General features: G+C 67.6%; 17 protein-coding genes. 1 reads left to right on the top strand and 16 read right to left on the bottom strand.

The genetic code is table 11. The features are described 5' to 3' along the window. Positions 1–8: 8 nt before the first annotated feature. On the bottom strand, positions 9–626 hold the full coding sequence (locus AC1DSC_RS10400; protein ID WP_062364779.1) for a glutathione S-transferase family protein: 618 nt from the start codon (positions 624–626) through the stop codon (positions 9–11). A gap of 273 nt (positions 627–899) precedes the next feature. Beyond that, complete coding sequence (locus AC1DSC_RS10395) at positions 900–2,090, bottom strand: MFS transporter (protein WP_062364778.1); 1,191 nt, start codon at positions 2,088–2,090, stop codon at positions 900–902. Between the two features lie 80 nt (positions 2,091–2,170). Between AC1DSC_RS10395 and AC1DSC_RS10390 the strand changes: the two genes are divergently transcribed. Then, on the top strand, positions 2,171–2,983 hold the full coding sequence (locus tag AC1DSC_RS10390; protein WP_062364777.1) for an AraC family transcriptional regulator: 813 nt from the start codon (positions 2,171–2,173) through the stop codon (positions 2,981–2,983). On the opposite strand, the gene AC1DSC_RS10385 is transcribed toward AC1DSC_RS10390, so the two are convergent. From AC1DSC_RS10385 to AC1DSC_RS10320, 14 genes are all read right to left on the bottom strand, one after another. Then, positions 2,980–3,585, bottom strand: a complete 606-nt coding sequence (locus tag AC1DSC_RS10385; protein ID WP_062364776.1) for an acyloxyacyl hydrolase — start codon at positions 3,583–3,585, stop codon at positions 2,980–2,982. The two genes, AC1DSC_RS10390 and AC1DSC_RS10385, sit on opposite strands and share 4 nt — an antisense overlap. A gap of 68 nt (positions 3,586–3,653) precedes the next feature. After that, positions 3,654–4,454, bottom strand: coding sequence for an Ig-like domain-containing protein (locus tag AC1DSC_RS10380; protein ID WP_062364775.1), 801 nt, complete (start codon positions 4,452–4,454; stop codon positions 3,654–3,656). 3 nt (positions 4,455–4,457) lie between these two features. Then, the gene (locus AC1DSC_RS10375; RefSeq protein WP_062364774.1) at positions 4,458–5,693 is read right to left on the bottom strand and encodes a hypothetical protein; all 1,236 of its coding nucleotides are present in this window, start codon (positions 5,691–5,693) and stop codon (positions 4,458–4,460) included. Positions 5,694–5,838: 145 nt separating this feature from the next. Continuing rightward, positions 5,839–6,957, bottom strand: a complete 1,119-nt coding sequence (locus tag AC1DSC_RS10370) for an iron-containing alcohol dehydrogenase (RefSeq protein ID WP_062364773.1) — start codon at positions 6,955–6,957, stop codon at positions 5,839–5,841. A 123-nt stretch (positions 6,958–7,080) separates the two neighbouring features. Then, positions 7,081–8,004: a LysR substrate-binding domain-containing protein gene (locus AC1DSC_RS10365; RefSeq protein WP_015865477.1), complete on the bottom strand. Its 924-nt coding sequence runs from the start codon at positions 8,002–8,004 to the stop codon at positions 7,081–7,083. 98 nt (positions 8,005–8,102) lie between these two features. Next, entirely contained in the window at positions 8,103–8,732 is a 630-nt protein-coding gene (gene wrbA, locus AC1DSC_RS10360) for an NAD(P)H:quinone oxidoreductase (RefSeq protein ID WP_015865476.1), read from the bottom strand. A gap of 49 nt (positions 8,733–8,781) precedes the next feature. Further along, complete coding sequence (locus AC1DSC_RS10355) at positions 8,782–9,732, bottom strand: ring-cleaving dioxygenase (protein ID WP_062364772.1); 951 nt, start codon at positions 9,730–9,732, stop codon at positions 8,782–8,784. A gap of 31 nt (positions 9,733–9,763) precedes the next feature. Then, a complete protein-coding gene (locus AC1DSC_RS10350) occupies positions 9,764–10,444 on the bottom strand; it encodes a nitroreductase (protein WP_062365376.1) in 681 nt (226 codons plus the stop codon). Between the two features lie 168 nt (positions 10,445–10,612). Next, positions 10,613–11,500 carry a tryptophan 2,3-dioxygenase gene (locus AC1DSC_RS10345; RefSeq protein ID WP_015865473.1) on the bottom strand — a complete coding sequence of 296 codons (888 nt, stop codon included), beginning with the start codon at positions 11,498–11,500 and terminating at the stop codon, positions 10,613–10,615. Continuing rightward, positions 11,497–12,900 carry an amidase gene (locus AC1DSC_RS10340; RefSeq protein WP_062364771.1) on the bottom strand — a complete coding sequence of 468 codons (1,404 nt, stop codon included), beginning with the start codon at positions 12,898–12,900 and terminating at the stop codon, positions 11,497–11,499. The genes AC1DSC_RS10345 and AC1DSC_RS10340 overlap by 4 nt, the downstream gene beginning before the upstream one ends. A gap of 112 nt (positions 12,901–13,012) precedes the next feature. Next, positions 13,013–14,035, bottom strand: coding sequence for a glutathione S-transferase family protein (locus AC1DSC_RS10335; RefSeq protein ID WP_478131811.1), 1,023 nt, complete (start codon positions 14,033–14,035; stop codon positions 13,013–13,015). A 201-nt stretch (positions 14,036–14,236) separates the two neighbouring features. Further along, the gene (locus AC1DSC_RS10330) at positions 14,237–14,860 is read right to left on the bottom strand and encodes a glutathione S-transferase family protein (protein WP_015865470.1); all 624 of its coding nucleotides are present in this window, start codon (positions 14,858–14,860) and stop codon (positions 14,237–14,239) included. Positions 14,861–14,948: 88 nt separating this feature from the next. Then, positions 14,949–15,650 carry a dienelactone hydrolase family protein gene (locus tag AC1DSC_RS10325; protein WP_062364770.1) on the bottom strand — a complete coding sequence of 234 codons (702 nt, stop codon included), beginning with the start codon at positions 15,648–15,650 and terminating at the stop codon, positions 14,949–14,951. 21 nt (positions 15,651–15,671) lie between these two features. Beyond that, the gene (locus AC1DSC_RS10320; protein ID WP_015865468.1) at positions 15,672–16,535 is read right to left on the bottom strand and encodes a hypothetical protein; all 864 of its coding nucleotides are present in this window, start codon (positions 16,533–16,535) and stop codon (positions 15,672–15,674) included. Positions 16,536–16,539: the final 4 nt, after the last annotated feature.

Raw genomic sequence — 16,539 nt, 5'->3', positions numbered from 1 at the left:
ACCCCGGCTTACTGCGGCATGCTGCGCTCGGCGTCCAGCGCGGCTTGCACGCCGGCGTCGGCGTCCATCATCCGGGCGAAGCGCGCGAGGTTGTCCAGGCCCTGCATGTCGACCTTCTTGGCCGCCGACCAGCGCGAGAGCACGAACAGGTACGGGTCCGCGATGGACCGTTCGCCAGTCAGCCAGTCGCGCCCCTCGAGCTGGCCGTCCAGCCGCGCGAGGTATTCGCGCACATGGCCGCGCGCGTTGTCCGCAAGGAGGGGCGCCATCGCCGCGTCTTTGAGGAAGCGCTGCGGCGTGAAGATCGGCTTGAACGCCTTGTGCACGTCCGAGTTGAGAAAGCCCAGCCAGCGCATGACCTCGGCGCGCGCTCGCGGCGAGCCGTCGCCCAGCAGGCGCGCCTCGGGGTACAGGTCGGCCAGGTAGCCGAGGATGGCGACGTTCTCGGTGAGCGAGAGATCGCCGTGCGCCAGCAGCGGCACCGTGCCGCCCGGATTGATGGCAAGGTAGTCGGGCGACTTGATGCTGTCCAGGCTCATGCGAACCGGCTCGTGGTCGGCGCCGATCCACTGGAGAACGATCAGGTCGGCGAGGGAGCAGGCGCCGGGCATGTGATAGAGCTTCATGAGAGATTCCGTTAGATCGATGCGACGATGCTAGGCAGGCGTGCGCAGCAGCGGTAGGCATGCGCCGGGGCGCACCGTGTTGCCGCGGGCGCACCAATCGCGGGGCGGCGCGCCGATGCATTGGTGCGCGCAGGGCAACACCGCGGTCACGCCCCGGCACCTGGCGCCGCCGGCAGGGCGCTCCTACGATCCCCGGTGAACCCGACACCTGGAGCACGCATGCCATCGACCGAACACGGCGAGTCCGACGGCGACGCCGGCCTCCTGCGCCATTCACTGGCCGATGTGCACGGCCCGGCCCACCGACAGCCCCAGCACGCACATCGCCAGGCACAGCACCAGGCAGGCCGCGAGCGGCATCGTCCAGTTGCCCGCGGCTTCGTGCAGGAAGCCGACCAAGGTCGGGCCGACAGCCGCCAGCAGGTAGCCGATGCATTGCGACATGCCCGAGAGCGACGCGGCGAGCTGCTGGCTGCCCGCGCGCAGTCCGACGAAGGCCAGGCTCAGGATCAATGCCGATCCCATGCCCATGCCGAAGGCGAAGATCCACAGCGGCGTCAAGGCGGGCAGGGCCAGCAGGCCCGCCAGGCCGCAGGCACTGAGTGCGGGCGACGCGAAGGCGATCCAGCGCTGGTCGGGCATCCGGTGCAGCAGCGGCATCAGCAGCAGCGCAGGCACGGCCCCCGCCAGCTGCATCCACCCATGCAGCGTGCCGGCGCGGGCGCTCGAGAAGCCGACCTCCTGGAGGATCGAAGGCAGCCAGGCAATCGCCGCGAAGTAGATGAAGCAGGTGAGGCCCAGGTACCCCGCCACCTGCCAGGCCAGCGAGGCCTTCCACACCGACGGCCCCCGCGCACCCGTGGCAAGGCCGGGCGCCGACACCGTGCGAAAGCGCAGTTGCGGCAACCACAGCAACGCAGCGACGAGCGGCAGCACGGCCACGGTGCCCAGCGAGGCGGGCCACCCGGCACCCAGCGCATGGTCCAGCGGCACGGCCACGGCCGATGCGATGCCGGCGGCGGCGATCATTGCCAGTGCATAGCAGGCCGTGAGCTTCGCCACATGGCGAGGAAAGTCCCTTTTGAGCAAGCTGGGCAGCAGCACGTTGGCGACGGCAATCGCCCCCCCGATCACGCAGGTGCCCGCGAAAAGTGCCGACACCGTGCCGGCCGAGCGCACGCCGATGCCGGCGACCAGCAGGGCCAGCGACGCGAAGAGCACGCGCTCCAGGCCGAACCGGTGCGCCAGTGGCGCCGCCAGCGGCGACACCAGGGCGAACGCGAGCAGCGGCAGGGTGGTCAGCAGGCCGGCTTGCGAGGCGTTGAGCGCAAAGCTTTCGCGCACGGGTTCGAGCAGGGGCCCGAGCGTGGTGATCGGTGCCCTGAGGCTGGCTGCGATGAGCAGGATGCCGGCGATGAGGAGCGCGGCGCGGGGTGAGGAATCTGCCGTTTGTGAGGAATGCATGGAGGTCCGAAGTAATGCGCAATGCCACCGATGAATCTAGTGTCGATGCGCGGATTCGAATGCCTGCAGGCCGACTGAATATGCGCAAATCCGGTCAAGATGAACGCCTGAGCACGCATCGCCAAGGCGCCTGGACCTTCGAATTCGACAAGATGGAGGCGCGCGTTGCCGCCGTGCGGATTCGCACCGAGGCGCTCGCGGAGGGATTGCCGGCGCACCAGCATCCGCAGGGGCAGCTGGCGATGGTGTTGCGCGGCACCGTGGCCTGCGAAGTGCCGGGTGCGCTGTGGATGGCACCGCTGCACGGTGGCTTGTGGATCCCCGGGGGCGTGCCCCACAGCCTGCGCGTTTCGGCGGAGGGGAATGTCTGCTTTCTGTTCGTGGAAGATGCCGCCGCGGCCATGCCGAAGACCTGCTGCTCGTTGAGCGTCAGCCCCTTGCTGCGCGAGCTCATTCTTTACCTGGCCGCCTTGCCCGAGGGCGCGCAGCGCGAGCCGCAGGCGCTGCGGCTGCATGCCGTGCTGCTGGACCAGCTGGCGCGCATGCCGACCGAAGCCATGCACCTGCCGGTGTCGGAGGAGCCGCGCCTGCGCCGCCTGATCGATGCGCTCATGCGCGACCCGGCGGACCGCACCACCGCAGCGCAGTGGGCCTCGCGCCTGGCCATGAGCGAGCGGACCCTGACCCGCCTCGTGCAGCTTGAAACGGGCATGTCCTTCGGCCGCTGGAGCCAGCGCCTGCGGCTGATCGTGGCGCTGCAGTGGCTCACGTCGGGCCTTTCGGTGCAGCAGGTGGCCCATGGCCTGGGCTACGACTCGGTGAGCGCCTTCATCGCCATGTTCAGGAAGGCCATGGGCCAGCCGCCCGCGCGCTATCTTGCGCGGCGCCGCTAGAACCTGCGCGCGTACCGCAGCTGAATGAAGTTCTCGCCGGGGTTCGGGTGCTTGATGCCGGCGTTCGAGAAATGCTCGAGGCGCAACGCGATCTCGTGCTGCCGTTGCGCGCCGAAGCTGCGGCCGACCGCCAGGTGGGTGCTGAAGTTGAAGCTCGTCGAAAAGCTCTTCTGCCGGGTCCTGTAGACCGACGAGGTGGCGGTCACCCCCACCCCGGTTTCGAAGAACCACGGCGAAGCGCCATCCGCGGGGCGATAGCGCAGCACGGGAATCAACGCGAACTGCGACAGGTGCGAAAGCCCTGCCCGGTCCGTCGACTGGATCTGCCAGTACGCGTAGGAGGCTTCAAGATAGCTGCGGAGCTCGCCCGGGCCCAGCTGCCATCGGTAGGGGAGGTCCCAGGTCAGCCCCGCGGTCAGCGTGCGGGTCCCGTGCGCCGAGCCGAACTGGGTGAAGAGAGAGGAGGGTGGGTGCAACGGCGTGTCGGCGCGCGCCACCTGCGAAATGCAGGCGCCGATGCCGAGAAGGACCAGGGCCGCGCCATGTCGCTTGCGGCGCAGTTGCGGCAGCCGGAGGTTGAGGCGGAAAGTTCGATCGGACATTTGATTTGCGGATGCATCGAGCGGCAAGGGCCTCGCGGCGGCGTCGAATGCATGAAAGGCTCAGAGGTTCAGGGGCGATGCATGCCGGCCGATGGCGAGGCCCGGCCCACGGTGAATGCAAGCGCGGCATCGACAGGCGCAGCCGCCGGCGCATCTGCGGGCGTTTCGAAGCGCCCGCCAAGGCGATTGCCCGCCGGGTCTTCGAGGGTGCCGCGCGCGATGAGCCGGTATTCGCCTGCGCGCCATGGGGCATGCGGCGTGAACGTCCAGGTGCGCTCGCCGTCTTTCAGCCGGGCTTGGCCACTCACGCGCCGGCCCTGCGGGTCCGCGATTGCGATGTAGTCGGCGTCCCGGCCATCGATGGCGCCATCCAGCGTCACGACGAGCGCCTGCCTCGATGCGGCGCGCACGGACGACAGGCGCCATGCCGACACCGCCGGACCGCTCGTGTCCGCGGGCCCGACGCGCCAGTGCTGGATGGGACGGCCGTCCAGCGTCAAGCTCACATCGTCCCCGTCGACCAGGATCGGCCCCAGGACCTCACGCGCGTTCAGGCCCGTCTTGACGCGGCCTGGATGCATCAGCACGGTCAGGATCCGGCCGTCGGGCGACCAGAGTTCCTGCTCGAGAAACGGTTGCACGAGCGGCTTTCCGTCGGGGCGCAGCAGCGCGAGCCTTGGCAGCACCGGGCCTTCGATCCGCGCCGCGAACTCGATGGACAGGCGCAGCAGGTTCGCCGGCACCTGGCCGGCGGACGGCTGGACGCGCACCCTTTGCGCAGCCGCGGTGGATGGCGTGGGTGGCGCGGCGTGCGAGGCGCCCAGCGCCACGGCGAGCGCCGCGGCGCCGCACAGTCGGCAAAGACGCACGGCTTACTCCGACGCCTTGATCAGGTCCGGGAAGCCTTCGTCCTTCAGCAGCATGTCCTGCCGCGGCTTGATGTTCTGCAGCTGGAAGTTGTCGCCCTTGAAGCTGTACTCCGCGAAGGCGTATTCCGAGACATGGTCGGTCAGCCGGAAGCTCAGTTCCTTGCCGATGGACACGAGCTGCAGCGCGTCCTTCTCGAGCCGGCGGCGCACGACCACGAACGATTTGTCGTCCAGGTTGTCCAGCCGCAGCGTGCCGGCCAGCGGCGCCTGCATCACCTCGACGCCCGCGAGCTGCCCGAAGGGCACCTGCTTGTCCATGCCGGGCCGCGAACCCGTGGCCTCCAGCTGCGACACGGGAATGACGTTGGACACGCGGTCGAAATTGGCCAGCAGCAGGAAGTCTTCGGTCTTGCCCTGCTCGGTGCGCGAGTAGGAGACCATGTCGGCCGGCGTGTTGCCGTAGCCGAGTTCGGCGACGGTCTTGCCGCGGATATGCGCACCGTCCTTCAGGTCGTCCAGCGGGATCGTCACGAGCGGCGTGCAGGTGTAGGCGGCCACCAGGTAGCTCTTGCCGCCCCAGCTCGCGAAGCTCATCGCACGGATCGGGGCGCGGGTCTCGATCAGGTTGTGGCCCGCGTGGTAAATCTCCACCGAGGTGATCGACTGCTTCGCGTCGAAGGGGTACTTCACGCGGCGCAGCGTCGAGGCGAAGTCCTGGTTGGAGAGGCCGGCCACGAAGAGTTCGCCTTCGCGCCACTTCATGTCGGTGACGGTGAAGCTGCGCTCGGGCGTCTCTTTCCAGAAGCTGTAGTCCGAGGTGGGCGCGTCGCGCAGCGCGACCGACGTCGAGGCCGCCGCCTTCAGGTCGACGCGGCGCGCCTTCTTGTCGCTGGTGACCAGGATGAGCGCCGGCGTCTTCGCGGCGCCGTAGCTCACAGCCACGTACACCTGCGCGGTGCCGGGCCGCACGACCATGTCCTCGACCCTGACCTTGGCGCCGCCCACCTGGGCCGAGAGCAGGCTCTCCAGGTCGAGGATGTTGAACGCCGTGCCCGCCGGCTGCTGCTGCGCCGCCGGCAGCGAGATCGCGTGGACGCGGGCGGCTTTCCAGTCGGCAACGAACAATACGTTGCCGGGGCCCGCGGCAAGGCGCGAGATGGACTTCACATCCGCCGCGGCGGCGTTGAGGGAAGCGCCGAGGCCGCAGGCCAGGGCGATGGTGATGGTGCGCAGACGCATGGGGGTTCCTTGAAGGGTGGGATGGACCCCATCGATCCTAGGAACGGCCGGCCCTCGGCGGTAGGCATGCGCGAGGGATCACGGCGTTGTCTGCAAGGCACCAATGCGTTCTCGGCCAGGCGCTCTTCAAAGGCTCGGCAGGGGCTTACCAGAGGCTCTCGAGCAGCGCGTCGAGCTTGAGGCTCGCGTTGTTGCCCAGGTCGGCCACTTCGTTGGGATAGTTCTTCTTCAGCAGCCGGGCCACCTCCGGCAGCTTTGCCTTGTCGAGGTCGAAGGCGCCGATGCGGTCCGGCAGGCCGAGCGCGCTGACCACGCCCGCGATCCGGTCGGCCAGCTGCGTGGCGGCATCCGCCTGCGCCGTGCGTGCACCGAAGATCTCGAGCTTGTCGCCGTAAAAATCTGCACAGGCGCGGATGACGGGCGCCAGGGTGATGCAGGAGGTCGCGCTGTGCGGCAGGCCGAAGGTGCCGCCCAGGATGTGGCCGATGCGGTGGCTGAGGCCGTAGATGACCGAGGCCGGCGAGAAGTAGCACTGCCAGGCCGCCAGCTGCAGCTGCAGCAGGTCGTCGGGCGTCACCAGCGCCTTGTCCAGCGCCTCGCGCGTCGCCATGGCGGGCGGCCACTTCTGCAGCACCTTCAGGAATCGCTCCAGGCCGCTGGCCGCCATGATCGCGTGCGGGTGCTCCTTCGTCACCTTGCGCATGCCCTCCACCGCATGGTCCATGCCCTTGATGGCGGAGGACAGCAGCAGCGCGCGCGGCGTGCCGGACACGAGCACGGGGTCGATCACCACCACCTTGGGCACCGTCTCGCGCACCGCGTAGCTGCGCTTGAATTTCTCCGGACCGTCCGTCTCGGTGATGCCGAAGTAGTGGGAGAACTCGGAGCCCGACAGCGTTGTCGGCAAGGCCGCGATGGGCAGGTAGCGCCCGGTCTTCTCATGGTGCAGGTGCGACACCGCCTTGGCCGCGTCGAGCACCGATCCGCCCCCCAGCGCCACGATCGACTCGGCCCCTGCGTGAAGGCAGGCGTCCAGGCCGCCTTGCACCGCCACGTCGGGCACGTGCGCCGGCAATTCCATGAAGCTGCCCACCGACTGCTTCAGGTTGGGCCGCACGCAATCCTGGTAGAGCTTTGTCAGCGGCTCGACGGTGAACGTCATCGGCCGATGGATGCCGTGGTCGCCGAGCCGTGCCACGGCGCCTTGCAGGATGTGCTGGCCCCAGAAAATGCCGTCTTGCGGCAAGCAATTCAAGTGATTCATCTCGATCGGCCTTGTGGAAGTCAGGGCCGACAAGATAGGTCCTCCACCCGCCGCTCACAAGCCGCTCTTTGCCAGACACAGCGTCCATGTCCGTGGACGACGCCGCTGCGCCCGGCGCACGCTTCACTCGAAGCTGCGGGGATGGTCGAATGCCGTGACCACCGGCATTTCCACAGCGAGAAAATCGACCAGCGAACGCACCGCGGGCAGCAGGCCGGTGCGAAACGGAATCAGCGCCGAGATGCGCGCATCGGCCGCCGACCAGTCGGGCAGCAGTTGCTGCAGGGTCCCGTCCCGGAGCTCCGACCTGCAGATGTAGCCCGGAAGCGCAGCGATGCCCAGGCTGGCGCAGGCCGCCTCCTTCAGCGCGACCATGTTGTTGCTCTGGAAGCGCGGGTCGATGGGCATGGCGAGCTCTTCGCCGTGCGGCCCTTTCAGCTGCCACTGCAACGGACCATTGCGCACCATCGCAACGCTCGCGTGCTGGCCAAGGTCCGCGGGGCTCTCGGGCACACCGCTTTGCGCGAGGTACCCCGGGCTTGCGAACAGGTACCAGGGAACATCGGCCAGCGCGCGCTGCACCAGCGTGGAGTTCTGGAGCGATCCCGTGTGCCCGCGTATCGCCAGATCGAAGCCTTCGCCCACCATGTCCACGTAGCGGTCGGTCGCGATCTCGACGATGCGCACCTTGGGATACCGGTTCAGGAAGACGGGAAGAATCTCGCGCAGCGCGAACTGCGCAATCTCCACGGCCGTGGTCAGCCGAATCACGCCGCTGGGTTCGGCCAGGCGCTGGCGCACCGCCTCCTCGGCCACGTCGGAGCTGTGCAGCATCGCGACCGCATACTGGTAGAACTCCTTGCCGATGTCGGTCATGCCGAACTGGCGGGACGTTCGGTTGAGCAGGCGCACGCCCAGGTAACTCTCGAGCTCCTGGACGCGATGGCTCAGCGTCGACTTCGGCAGGCGAAGCGCCGACCCGGCGGCCGTGAAGCCTCCGCGGTCGACGACTTGGACGAAATAGAAGACATCCTTCAGGTCCAGCATCGCAATCCTGGTGAGAGAGCAGGGAGGCCGCCCGGCATACGCAGCGACAGCGCTGCCGCCGAGGATAGCGCTGCGGCTCCCCGTTCGCTATCCCGGTCTCAGGCGGCTTCCGGCACCGGCTGCGCCACGCGCAGCGACCGCGCCACCGTGGCGACGCGCCGGCCCTGGTAGGTCGCGACGGCCAGGTCCTCGGCGCCGGGCATCACCGAATCGCGGTTGGAGACGTGGGTCGCACCGTAGGGCGTGCCCGCCGCGAACATGGCCGGATCGGCATAGCCGAGCGGCACGATGATCAGGCCCAGGTGCGCCATCGGGCCGTAGAGCGACAGCAGCGTCGCCTCGTTGCCGCCGTGCCTGGAAGAGGTCGAGCCGAACACCGAGCCGGCCTTGCCGTTGAGCTTGCCCTGGAACCAGAGGCCGCCGAGCGAATCGATGTAGGCCTTGAGCTCGGCGGCAATGGAGCCGAAGCGCGTCGGCGTGCCGAAGACGATGGCGTCGGCCCAATCGGCGTCCGCCTCGGTCGGGGCTTCGTACTTGGCGTTCATCTCGCTGGCCCGCTCGGACCACTCGGGCACCTGGCGCATGACCTCGGGTGCGACGAACTCCCGCGCGCGGCGAAGGCGCACTTCCGCGCCTTCGGCCATGGCGCCTTGGGCGACGGCCTTGGCAAGAAGCTCGGTGGAGCTGTTGCGGGAATAGAAAGCGATGAGGACCTTGGGTTTGGACATGGGTTGGCCTGTGTTGGAGAAAAAAAGGTGGAAGGTGTCTTGCGTGCCGTCAGACGGCAATGGGCTCCAGGCGCGCAAGCAGTTCGTCCTTGCGCTCGCGCAGCCATGGCGGCAGCTGGAACTCGGCGCCGAAGTGGCCGGGTTCTTCGTCGATGGCAAAGCCGATGTCGGTGGTGGCCGCCTCGAACATCACGCCGCCCGGCATCTTGAAATACATCGAGCGGAAGTAGTTGCGGTTGACCGATTCGGAGGTGTCGATGTGGCCCATCGACATCAGCTTCTCCTTGATCTGCATCTGCTGCTCGACGTTGTCCACCGCGAAGGCCACATGGTGGATCGTGCCCTCACCGTAGATCGACGAGCCCTGCAGGCGGTCCGGCTCGTGCACGAACTCGACGATGGTGCCGGGCTTGCCGTCGGCGGCTTCGAAGCGGTGGTGCGGGCCGGACTGGCCGGCATAGTGGAAGTCCAGCGCCTCCTTCATGAAGATGATGGATTCATCGACCTCGCGCAGCGACAGCGTGATGCTGTGCACGCCCCGGATCGCGAACTCCGCCGGAATGTCGTGCGCAATGCAGGGCGGACGCGTGTCGTTGCCGGAGGCCACCAGATCGAATTCGATGCCGCAGGGGTGCTGGAAGCGTTGGCGCTGCTCGCCGAAGCGCTCGACCACGGCCTTGTCGAAGACCACGCCGCGGGCGCCGAAGCGTTCGCGCCAGAAATCCAGCGACCCCGTGGGAACCGAGTAGTTGATGACCTTGATCTGGCCCGAGCCGCGGCGCCCCTTCACGCCTTTCTGCTTGAAGGGGAACGAGGTGACCAGCGTGCCGGCATCGCCCTGCGCATTGCCGTAGTAGAGGTGGTAGACCGGCTCGTCGCCGTCCAGCAGAACGGTTTTCTTGACCAGGCTCTGGCCCAGCAGCTTCACGTAGAAATCCACGTCTTCCTGTGCGCCGCTGACGCACGCGGTCAGGTGGTGAAAGCCTTTGATGATCGACATGTGAGTACCCTTGTATGGATGTGGTTGGTGGTTATTGGGCGAACGACGCGAATTGCTCGACCGGCGTTTTCTCCAGGGCCATGCGGTTCTCCGGCATGCCGTTGTTGGCCCAGCCCATCGACATGCCGGCAATCACCATCTCGTCCTGGGGAATGCCGAGTTCCGCGCGCAGCAAGTGGTGCTGCAGCGACCAGATCTGCTGCGGGCAGGTGTCCAGGCCCCGGCCCTTGGCGGCCAGCATGACGTTCTGCAGGAAGCAGCCGTAGCAGAGAAAGCTGGCCCATTCGAGGCGGCGGTCCATCGTGAAGATGATCCCGACCGGCGCATCGAAGAACAGGAACTGGCGCTCCACGTCGCGCAGGCGGCCGGCCTTGTCGCTGCGGTGCACGCCTTGCGCATCGCCGAGCTGGCCGCGGAAGGTGTTGAAGCGCGTGCCGTACGGTTCGTGCAGCGGCTGGGGAAAGAAGGGGTATTCCGGCGCCAGCGTGGCATGGTTGGCGCGGAACTCCGCCACGGCAGCCCGGGTGACGCGGTCGCGCGTTTCGCCGGTCACCACATAGCAGCGCCAGGGCTGCGTGTTGCTCGAGCTGGGCGCATGGCTCGCGGTCGACAGGATGTCTTTCACCGTGTCGATGGGAACGGGGCGATCGAGAAAGCCGCGCTTGCTGCGTCGATCCCGGATGAGGTTATCGATGAAAGGTGCCGCATTCATTTCCAGAATCTCCATCAGTAGGTTGGCTGACACGGTTGTCTCTTGAAGTCTTGTTATTGGGTTCACGCGATCTCGTGAACGCTGGGGAAATCGTAGGGAGGCGGCTGGCGCCTGAGAAGCCGTTGCTTCTTGCACGCACGGTCCGGAAATCGCGAACGATCGGGTGTTTCATTTCCCCTGCCGGGCCATGTGCGGGCACGCGGGCGGCGGGTCACCGATGAAGGTGCGCGCCGACCAGAGCTCGGGAAAAGGAATCTCGTCCATCGTGGGCACGAGCCACGCAACGCCTTCGGTGCCGAAGTAGGCCGGCCGCGCACCGAAGGTTCGCCGCGTCGCCATCAGGTGGCGGAATTTCCAGTTGCAGAAGCCCTCGGCGATGTCGGCCAGGGTCTCGCCGAGCTGCTGGAGCTCGATGTTCGCGTTGGGGTCGGCGTAGATCTGGCGCCAGACCTCTTCGACCTCCTTGCGGGGCGTGTAGGGCGCGGCCAGGTCGCGCGCCAGCAATTCGGCCGGCACGCCCAGCCCCCGGCGCCGGAGGAAGGCGAGCACGTCGTCGTACAGGCTGGGTTCGGCCAGCGCCTTGTTGAGCTGTTCCCAGCGATGGGGCTGGGGCTCGAAATGCTGCAGGTGCTCGGCCTGCTTGATGCCCAGCAGATAGACCATCTGCCGGTAGGTCCAGCCTTGCAGCGCCGTGTCCTTGCCGTGCGTGGCGACCGCGCGTGAAAGGATCGCGAGCAGGTCGTTCGGCGTCATCCAGTCGATCGAGCGCCAGATGGCGTCCAGCGGCGCATGGTGCGCAACGACGCGTTGCAACGTGCGCCAGGCCTGCGGGAGGTCGTCGGCCCGCAGGAACGCCTGGGCCGACTGGATCTCCTTGATGATGAGCATCCAGTAGAGCTCGGACACCTGCACATGCACGATCCAGGCGTGCTCGCCCGGGTGGTCGCTGACGGTACGCTGCAGCGAGTGCAAGGTGTCGGTCTGCATCCATGCGCTGTAGGGTGTCTGGCCGGACGCGGGGCGTTCGATGGCCGCAAGGGTGGGGGTGTTGCTCATGGTGTGCTCCTGGTGGTAGGGGGATGCGTCGATGTGCCGGTGTGCATGAGGCCTTCGATCTGCTGTGCGATCTGCAGCAGGGCGCCGTCGCGGCCAGGCTTCGCCACGATCTGCAGCCCGGCGGGCAGGCGGCCGTCGCGGGCGGCAAGGGGAATCGAGATGGCCGGGAACCCCGCGACGTTGAAAGGCGCCGTGTAGGTCATCAGCGCCTCGCGCACGGTGCCCGACCAATGGCCGATATCGATCGATGCCTGATTCACCTGCGGCGCGGTGCAGGGGCAGGTCGGCAGCACGAGGTAGTCGAGCTGCGACATGGCGCGATGCAGCCGGGCGGTGAAGTCGCGCCGCGCCTGCTGCGCGCGCGCGTAGTCGCCCAGCGTGATGCTCTTGGCGCGCTCGAGCCGCTCGATGGTTTCGCGGCCGTAGTGGGTAGCGATGCGATCGGCGGCGTTGCGGCGGAAGTGCTCGACGCCGCCCTCGGTGAGGACGATGTGCGCAAAGGCTTCGAAGACGCCGTCGAACGGTCCGGGCGCATCGACGGTCGTGCACGCAAGGAATTCTCCGAGCTTCGCAACCGCGGTGTCGAACGCGGACGCGACTTCGGCGCTCGGCGGCACGGGCGCGATCTCGCGCACCACCCCGAGGCGCGCAGATGGAGAAGCGGCGTGCTGCGGCATTTCGATGTGGAATGCGCCCGCCAGCAGCGCGACGTCGTCGACCGTCGCGCCAAGAAAGCCCGGGTGGTCCAGCGTCGGTGCCAGTGCAAAGATGCCGCGCGTGGGCAGTGCGCCGAAGCTCGGCTTGAAGCCGACGACCCCGCACAGCGCCGCCGGGATCCGCACCGATCCGCCGGTGTCCGTGCCAAGGCCGGCCGCCACGGCGCCACAGGCAATCGCCGCGGCCGCGCCGCCGCTGGAGCCGCCGGGAATGCGCGTGCGGTCCAGCGGGTTCAAGGTATCGCCGAAGGTGGCGCTGGCCGTGGTCACGCCCCATGCGAACTCATGCGTGGCCGTCTTGCCGACGGGAATGGCGCCGCGCTCGATCAGCGCGCGCACCACGTCGGCGTCGGCGTCCGGAAGGTGCCCCAGGTAGGCGGCCGAGCCGTAGCTGGTTTCGATGCCTTGGGTGTCGATCAGGTCCTTGACGCCGATGGCCAGCCCTTCCAGCGGCCGTTGCCGGCCTTGCGCATAGCGCCTGTCGCTTTCTGCCGCGGCGGCCAGCGCGCCGTCCCGGTCGATCGCGGCGAAGGCGCGCAGGTCGCGCTTGCTGGCCTGTGCGGCCTCGAGTGCCTGCTCGATCAGGGCCACGGCCGTGATGCGCCGGGCGGCCAGGGCGTCGAGCGCGTGGCGCAGGCTGGATGCGGAAGGGACCACGGGAGATGGCGGGCGATCGGCGTTCAAGGTTTTTCTCCGGGCTCGGAAAGCCATGGGGCGGCCGCACCCGCCATCACGGCGTGGCGGGTGAGGAAACGAGAGTGGAAGGCGCAGCGGCTTCGCTGCGCCGCGCGGGACCTCAGGCCGGAACTTCGGACCGGCAGTCCGCCATGGCATCCATGTAGCGGGAATGCGGCATCGAATCGAGCGACGCCTGGATCGCTTCCTTGCACAGGGAAGACCGCCTGGCCAGCACATCGGCATAGCGCGCGACATGGGGAAGCGCATCCCACATCGACCCCAGGCCGAGATAGTTCAGGCGCACCAGGTTGACGCCCCAGAACGCATCGGCCAGGGAGAAGGCGTTTCCGTTCAGGCAGGCGAACGAACCTGCGGCCAGGTCGCGCTCCAGGCCGATCAGCAGTTGCCTCGTCTGCTCGCGCGCGGCGCGTTGGAAGGCCGGATCGCGGCACACTTTCTTGCCGCCGCTTTCCTTCACGATCTTGGCGCGGTAGGCCGCCACCAGCTCGGGCTCGCCGGCGTTGTCGGCAATCAGGCGCTCCAGCGCCATGACCTTGTAGTCGTAGACCGTCTGCATCGAAGCCTTGAGCGCTTCGGGCCGCAGATCCGCATCCGGATGAAAGCCGTAGAGCAGCGCGCCGTTCGCAATCCTGTCGACGATGCCGACCTGGCGCATCACCTCGGCGCGCGCATCGGGTGCATCGGGAACGAGCTGGACCGGCTCGTGCGATACGCTGTCGAGGTAGATGCAGATGCGCTGCGAATCGGCGAGCACGCGGCCGGTGTCGTAGTCGACGAGCAATGGCACCACGCAGGGATCGAAGCCTTCCGTTTCGACCGATGTCCGTCCGCTGTAGCCGCTGACGTATTCGCTGTGGAGCTCGCGCGCGGCAACCAGGCGCAGGCGGATGTAGGCGGGGCTGTAGTGTTCGGCCGCCACCAATCCGTCGCTTTCCATGGTGCTCAGGATCCGCATGTCGTTGGAGCGGTACGAGAACGCCTTCTCGTGCAGCACCGTGCGCACCTTCTGCGAGCACAGCGAGCTTGCCGCATGGAAGAGCTCGAAGCGGGGTTCCGAACGGCCGCCCACGATGGTGGCGCGGGCGGGGTCCGCCAGGGTGGCACGCGCGGCGGCGGCCATTTGGATCAGGGAGGCACGACTCGTCATCACATTCCTCATCTGCCTGCGCGGCAGGCACACCAGCCAACAATCAATGAGCGGTTTTGCGTTCGATCCGGTTCAGGAAGAACGTAGGCAAATCGTAGGGAGGCGAGGGGTGGTTGAGAAGGCGTCGGACCTTGTACGCACGGTCCCGGAATGCCGAACGATAAAGGGAGCGGCTCAGCGGCGGGCGGCCTGGCCGTCTTCGGGAATCAGCGGCACCCAGCCGCGCTGGCCGTGCACGCGCACCAGCCACTCGCGGATGCCGGCAAAGCGCGCCATGTCGTAGCCGCCCTGGCCGGCCAGCGAAACGTAGGCCGAGAGTGCGAGGTCGGCCACGGTGTAGTGATCGCCGACGAGCCATGCATGGCCGAGCAGCCACTGCTCCAGCTTTTCGAGGCCTGCGTACCCCTCGGCCTGGAGCCGCTCGATGTCCTGCTGCCTTTCATGCGCAAGGCCGTGCAAGTGGAGCACGCGCGGGACGGCAATGGCCTTCTGGAGGTCGGCCTGCTCGAAGAAGAGCCAGCCCGTGACTTCCGCTCGCGGATACGGATCGTCGGGAAGGTAGGGCGTGCCTTGGGCAAGATGCAGCAGGATCGCGCCCGATTCGACGATGGGGCGCCCATCGTCGAGCACGAGCACCGGCACGCGTGAGAAACGGCTGATCTGGCGAAACGCGGATTCGCGCGTCTCGCCTTTCTGCAGGTCGAGCGTGACGCGGTCGTACGCCAGGCCCAGCTGGCTCAGCAGGATGCGGATCTTCCACGAGTTGCCCGACAGGCGGCTGTCATAGAGACGCAGCATGGTTGACTCCGTCAAGTGGTGGCCCGCGAAGGCCGTCCGCGGATTTTCGCTGGAGAAAGCCGTTGCCGCTACCGAGGCGCCGGAAAGTTCAGCGCGGCTGCAGATGAAGGGCCAGGAAGGCTGCGGTCCTGCCGTTGGCCAGGGCCGCCGCTTCGGCGTCGTAGGCGATGCCGCGGTGCCGTGCAAAGGCGTGGCCGCGATCCGGGTAGCTGTAGACCTGCACCTGCGGGCGCCCCTTCAAGGCAGCCGATATCTCCCGTTGTGCGTCGGCCGGGATGTATTCGTCTTTTTCCGCGAGGTGAACGCTCAGCGGGCTGGCGATCTGGTCCGCTTCCCGGAGGTACTTGTCGGCGTTGCCGGGGTAGTAGGCCACCACTGCGTCGGGGCCCACGCGTGCGGCCGTGAGGAAGGCCAGCAGGCCGCCGAGGCAGTAGCCGACCACGCCGACTTTGCTCGTGGCGTCCGGCATGGCACGGGCGACCTGCAGGGCGGCGGCGATGTCGTTCACACCGGCATCGAGATCGAAGGCGTTGTACAGCGCCAGGGCCCGCGCGCGTTCCGCTTCCGTGCGGTCGGTGAGGTCGACGCCCGGCGCGATTCGCCAGAACAGGTCGGGGCAGATGGCCAGATAGCCTTGCGCCGCGAGTTCGTCGCAGGACTGGCGCATGTCGGCATTGACTCCGAAGACTTCGTGAATGACGACGATGGCTGGCGCGGGAAGTTTCTGCGGACGGGCGACGTACGCGGTGAAGCTGCCGCGGGTGGTGGTGATTTGCAGCGGGTCGTGCATTGCTTTTCCTTGGATGCCTGCTCAGGCGCTGAGCCAGAGCGCGACGTTGCGCACGTACTGCTTCGTGGAGCGAAGCGCTTCGGAGAAGCGGATGATTCCATCGCCGGCCGGTTCCGCCACGAAGGAAGGACAACCGGCCGAAGGGTCCCAGTTGTAGTCGGCGAAATGATGAAAGGTCGACTGCGCGATGGCCCGACCACCGTGCTCGGAGCGCTCGAACGCGACCGCGATGTTGTAGCGCCTGCCGGACACCGAGCTCTGCCCTTCCATGACGACGCGGCAACTCGAATCGCCGGGCGGTACGCCGACCGTGCCTTCATGCGGATGCGCGGGCAGGTACTGGATCACACCCGTGGCCGAGCGCCTGTCGCGCATCACCGGGTGAATGCTGCCGACCGATCGGATGCGCTGGTAGTCGCCGTTCGCGCCCGAGTGGTAGTTGGGCCACGAGATGGCTCCCGAGAACGGGTTGTCGACGCATTGGCGATTCGTATCGGGCTCGCAGTTGCGGCTGTGGAAGTGATGCGCGGCGCCGACGCCGCTCAGGTTGCATATCGAACTGCCCAAGTCCATGTGGTCGCGCGTGACCATGAGGCCGCCGCCGCGACGGCGGAATCGGCTGATGCTTGCGCAATCTTCCGGTGTCAGGCCGTCGCCGGTGTCGACGGCAAAGAGCCAGAGCTGGTCGAAGTCCGATTCATCCAGCGTCGACAGCACGGGGTCGGGAGCCGCGCGCGGCGCGCGGTCGCGGGCGGTCACCCGGAAGGCGGGCCGACCGTCGTCGTCCTGCAGCTGCGAGAGAAACGAACTCAGGCGACTGAAGCGCGCAATGTTCCAGTCGTCCGGGTCTCCTTCGATGGTGGTTTGCAGCAATAGATTCAGCATGGTG

It is taken from the genome of Variovorax sp. 01N425 (genome assembly GCF_056399465.1).
The sequence above is the reverse complement of the archived record's forward strand: the minus strand, read 5'-3'. Positions and strand labels throughout refer to the sequence as shown.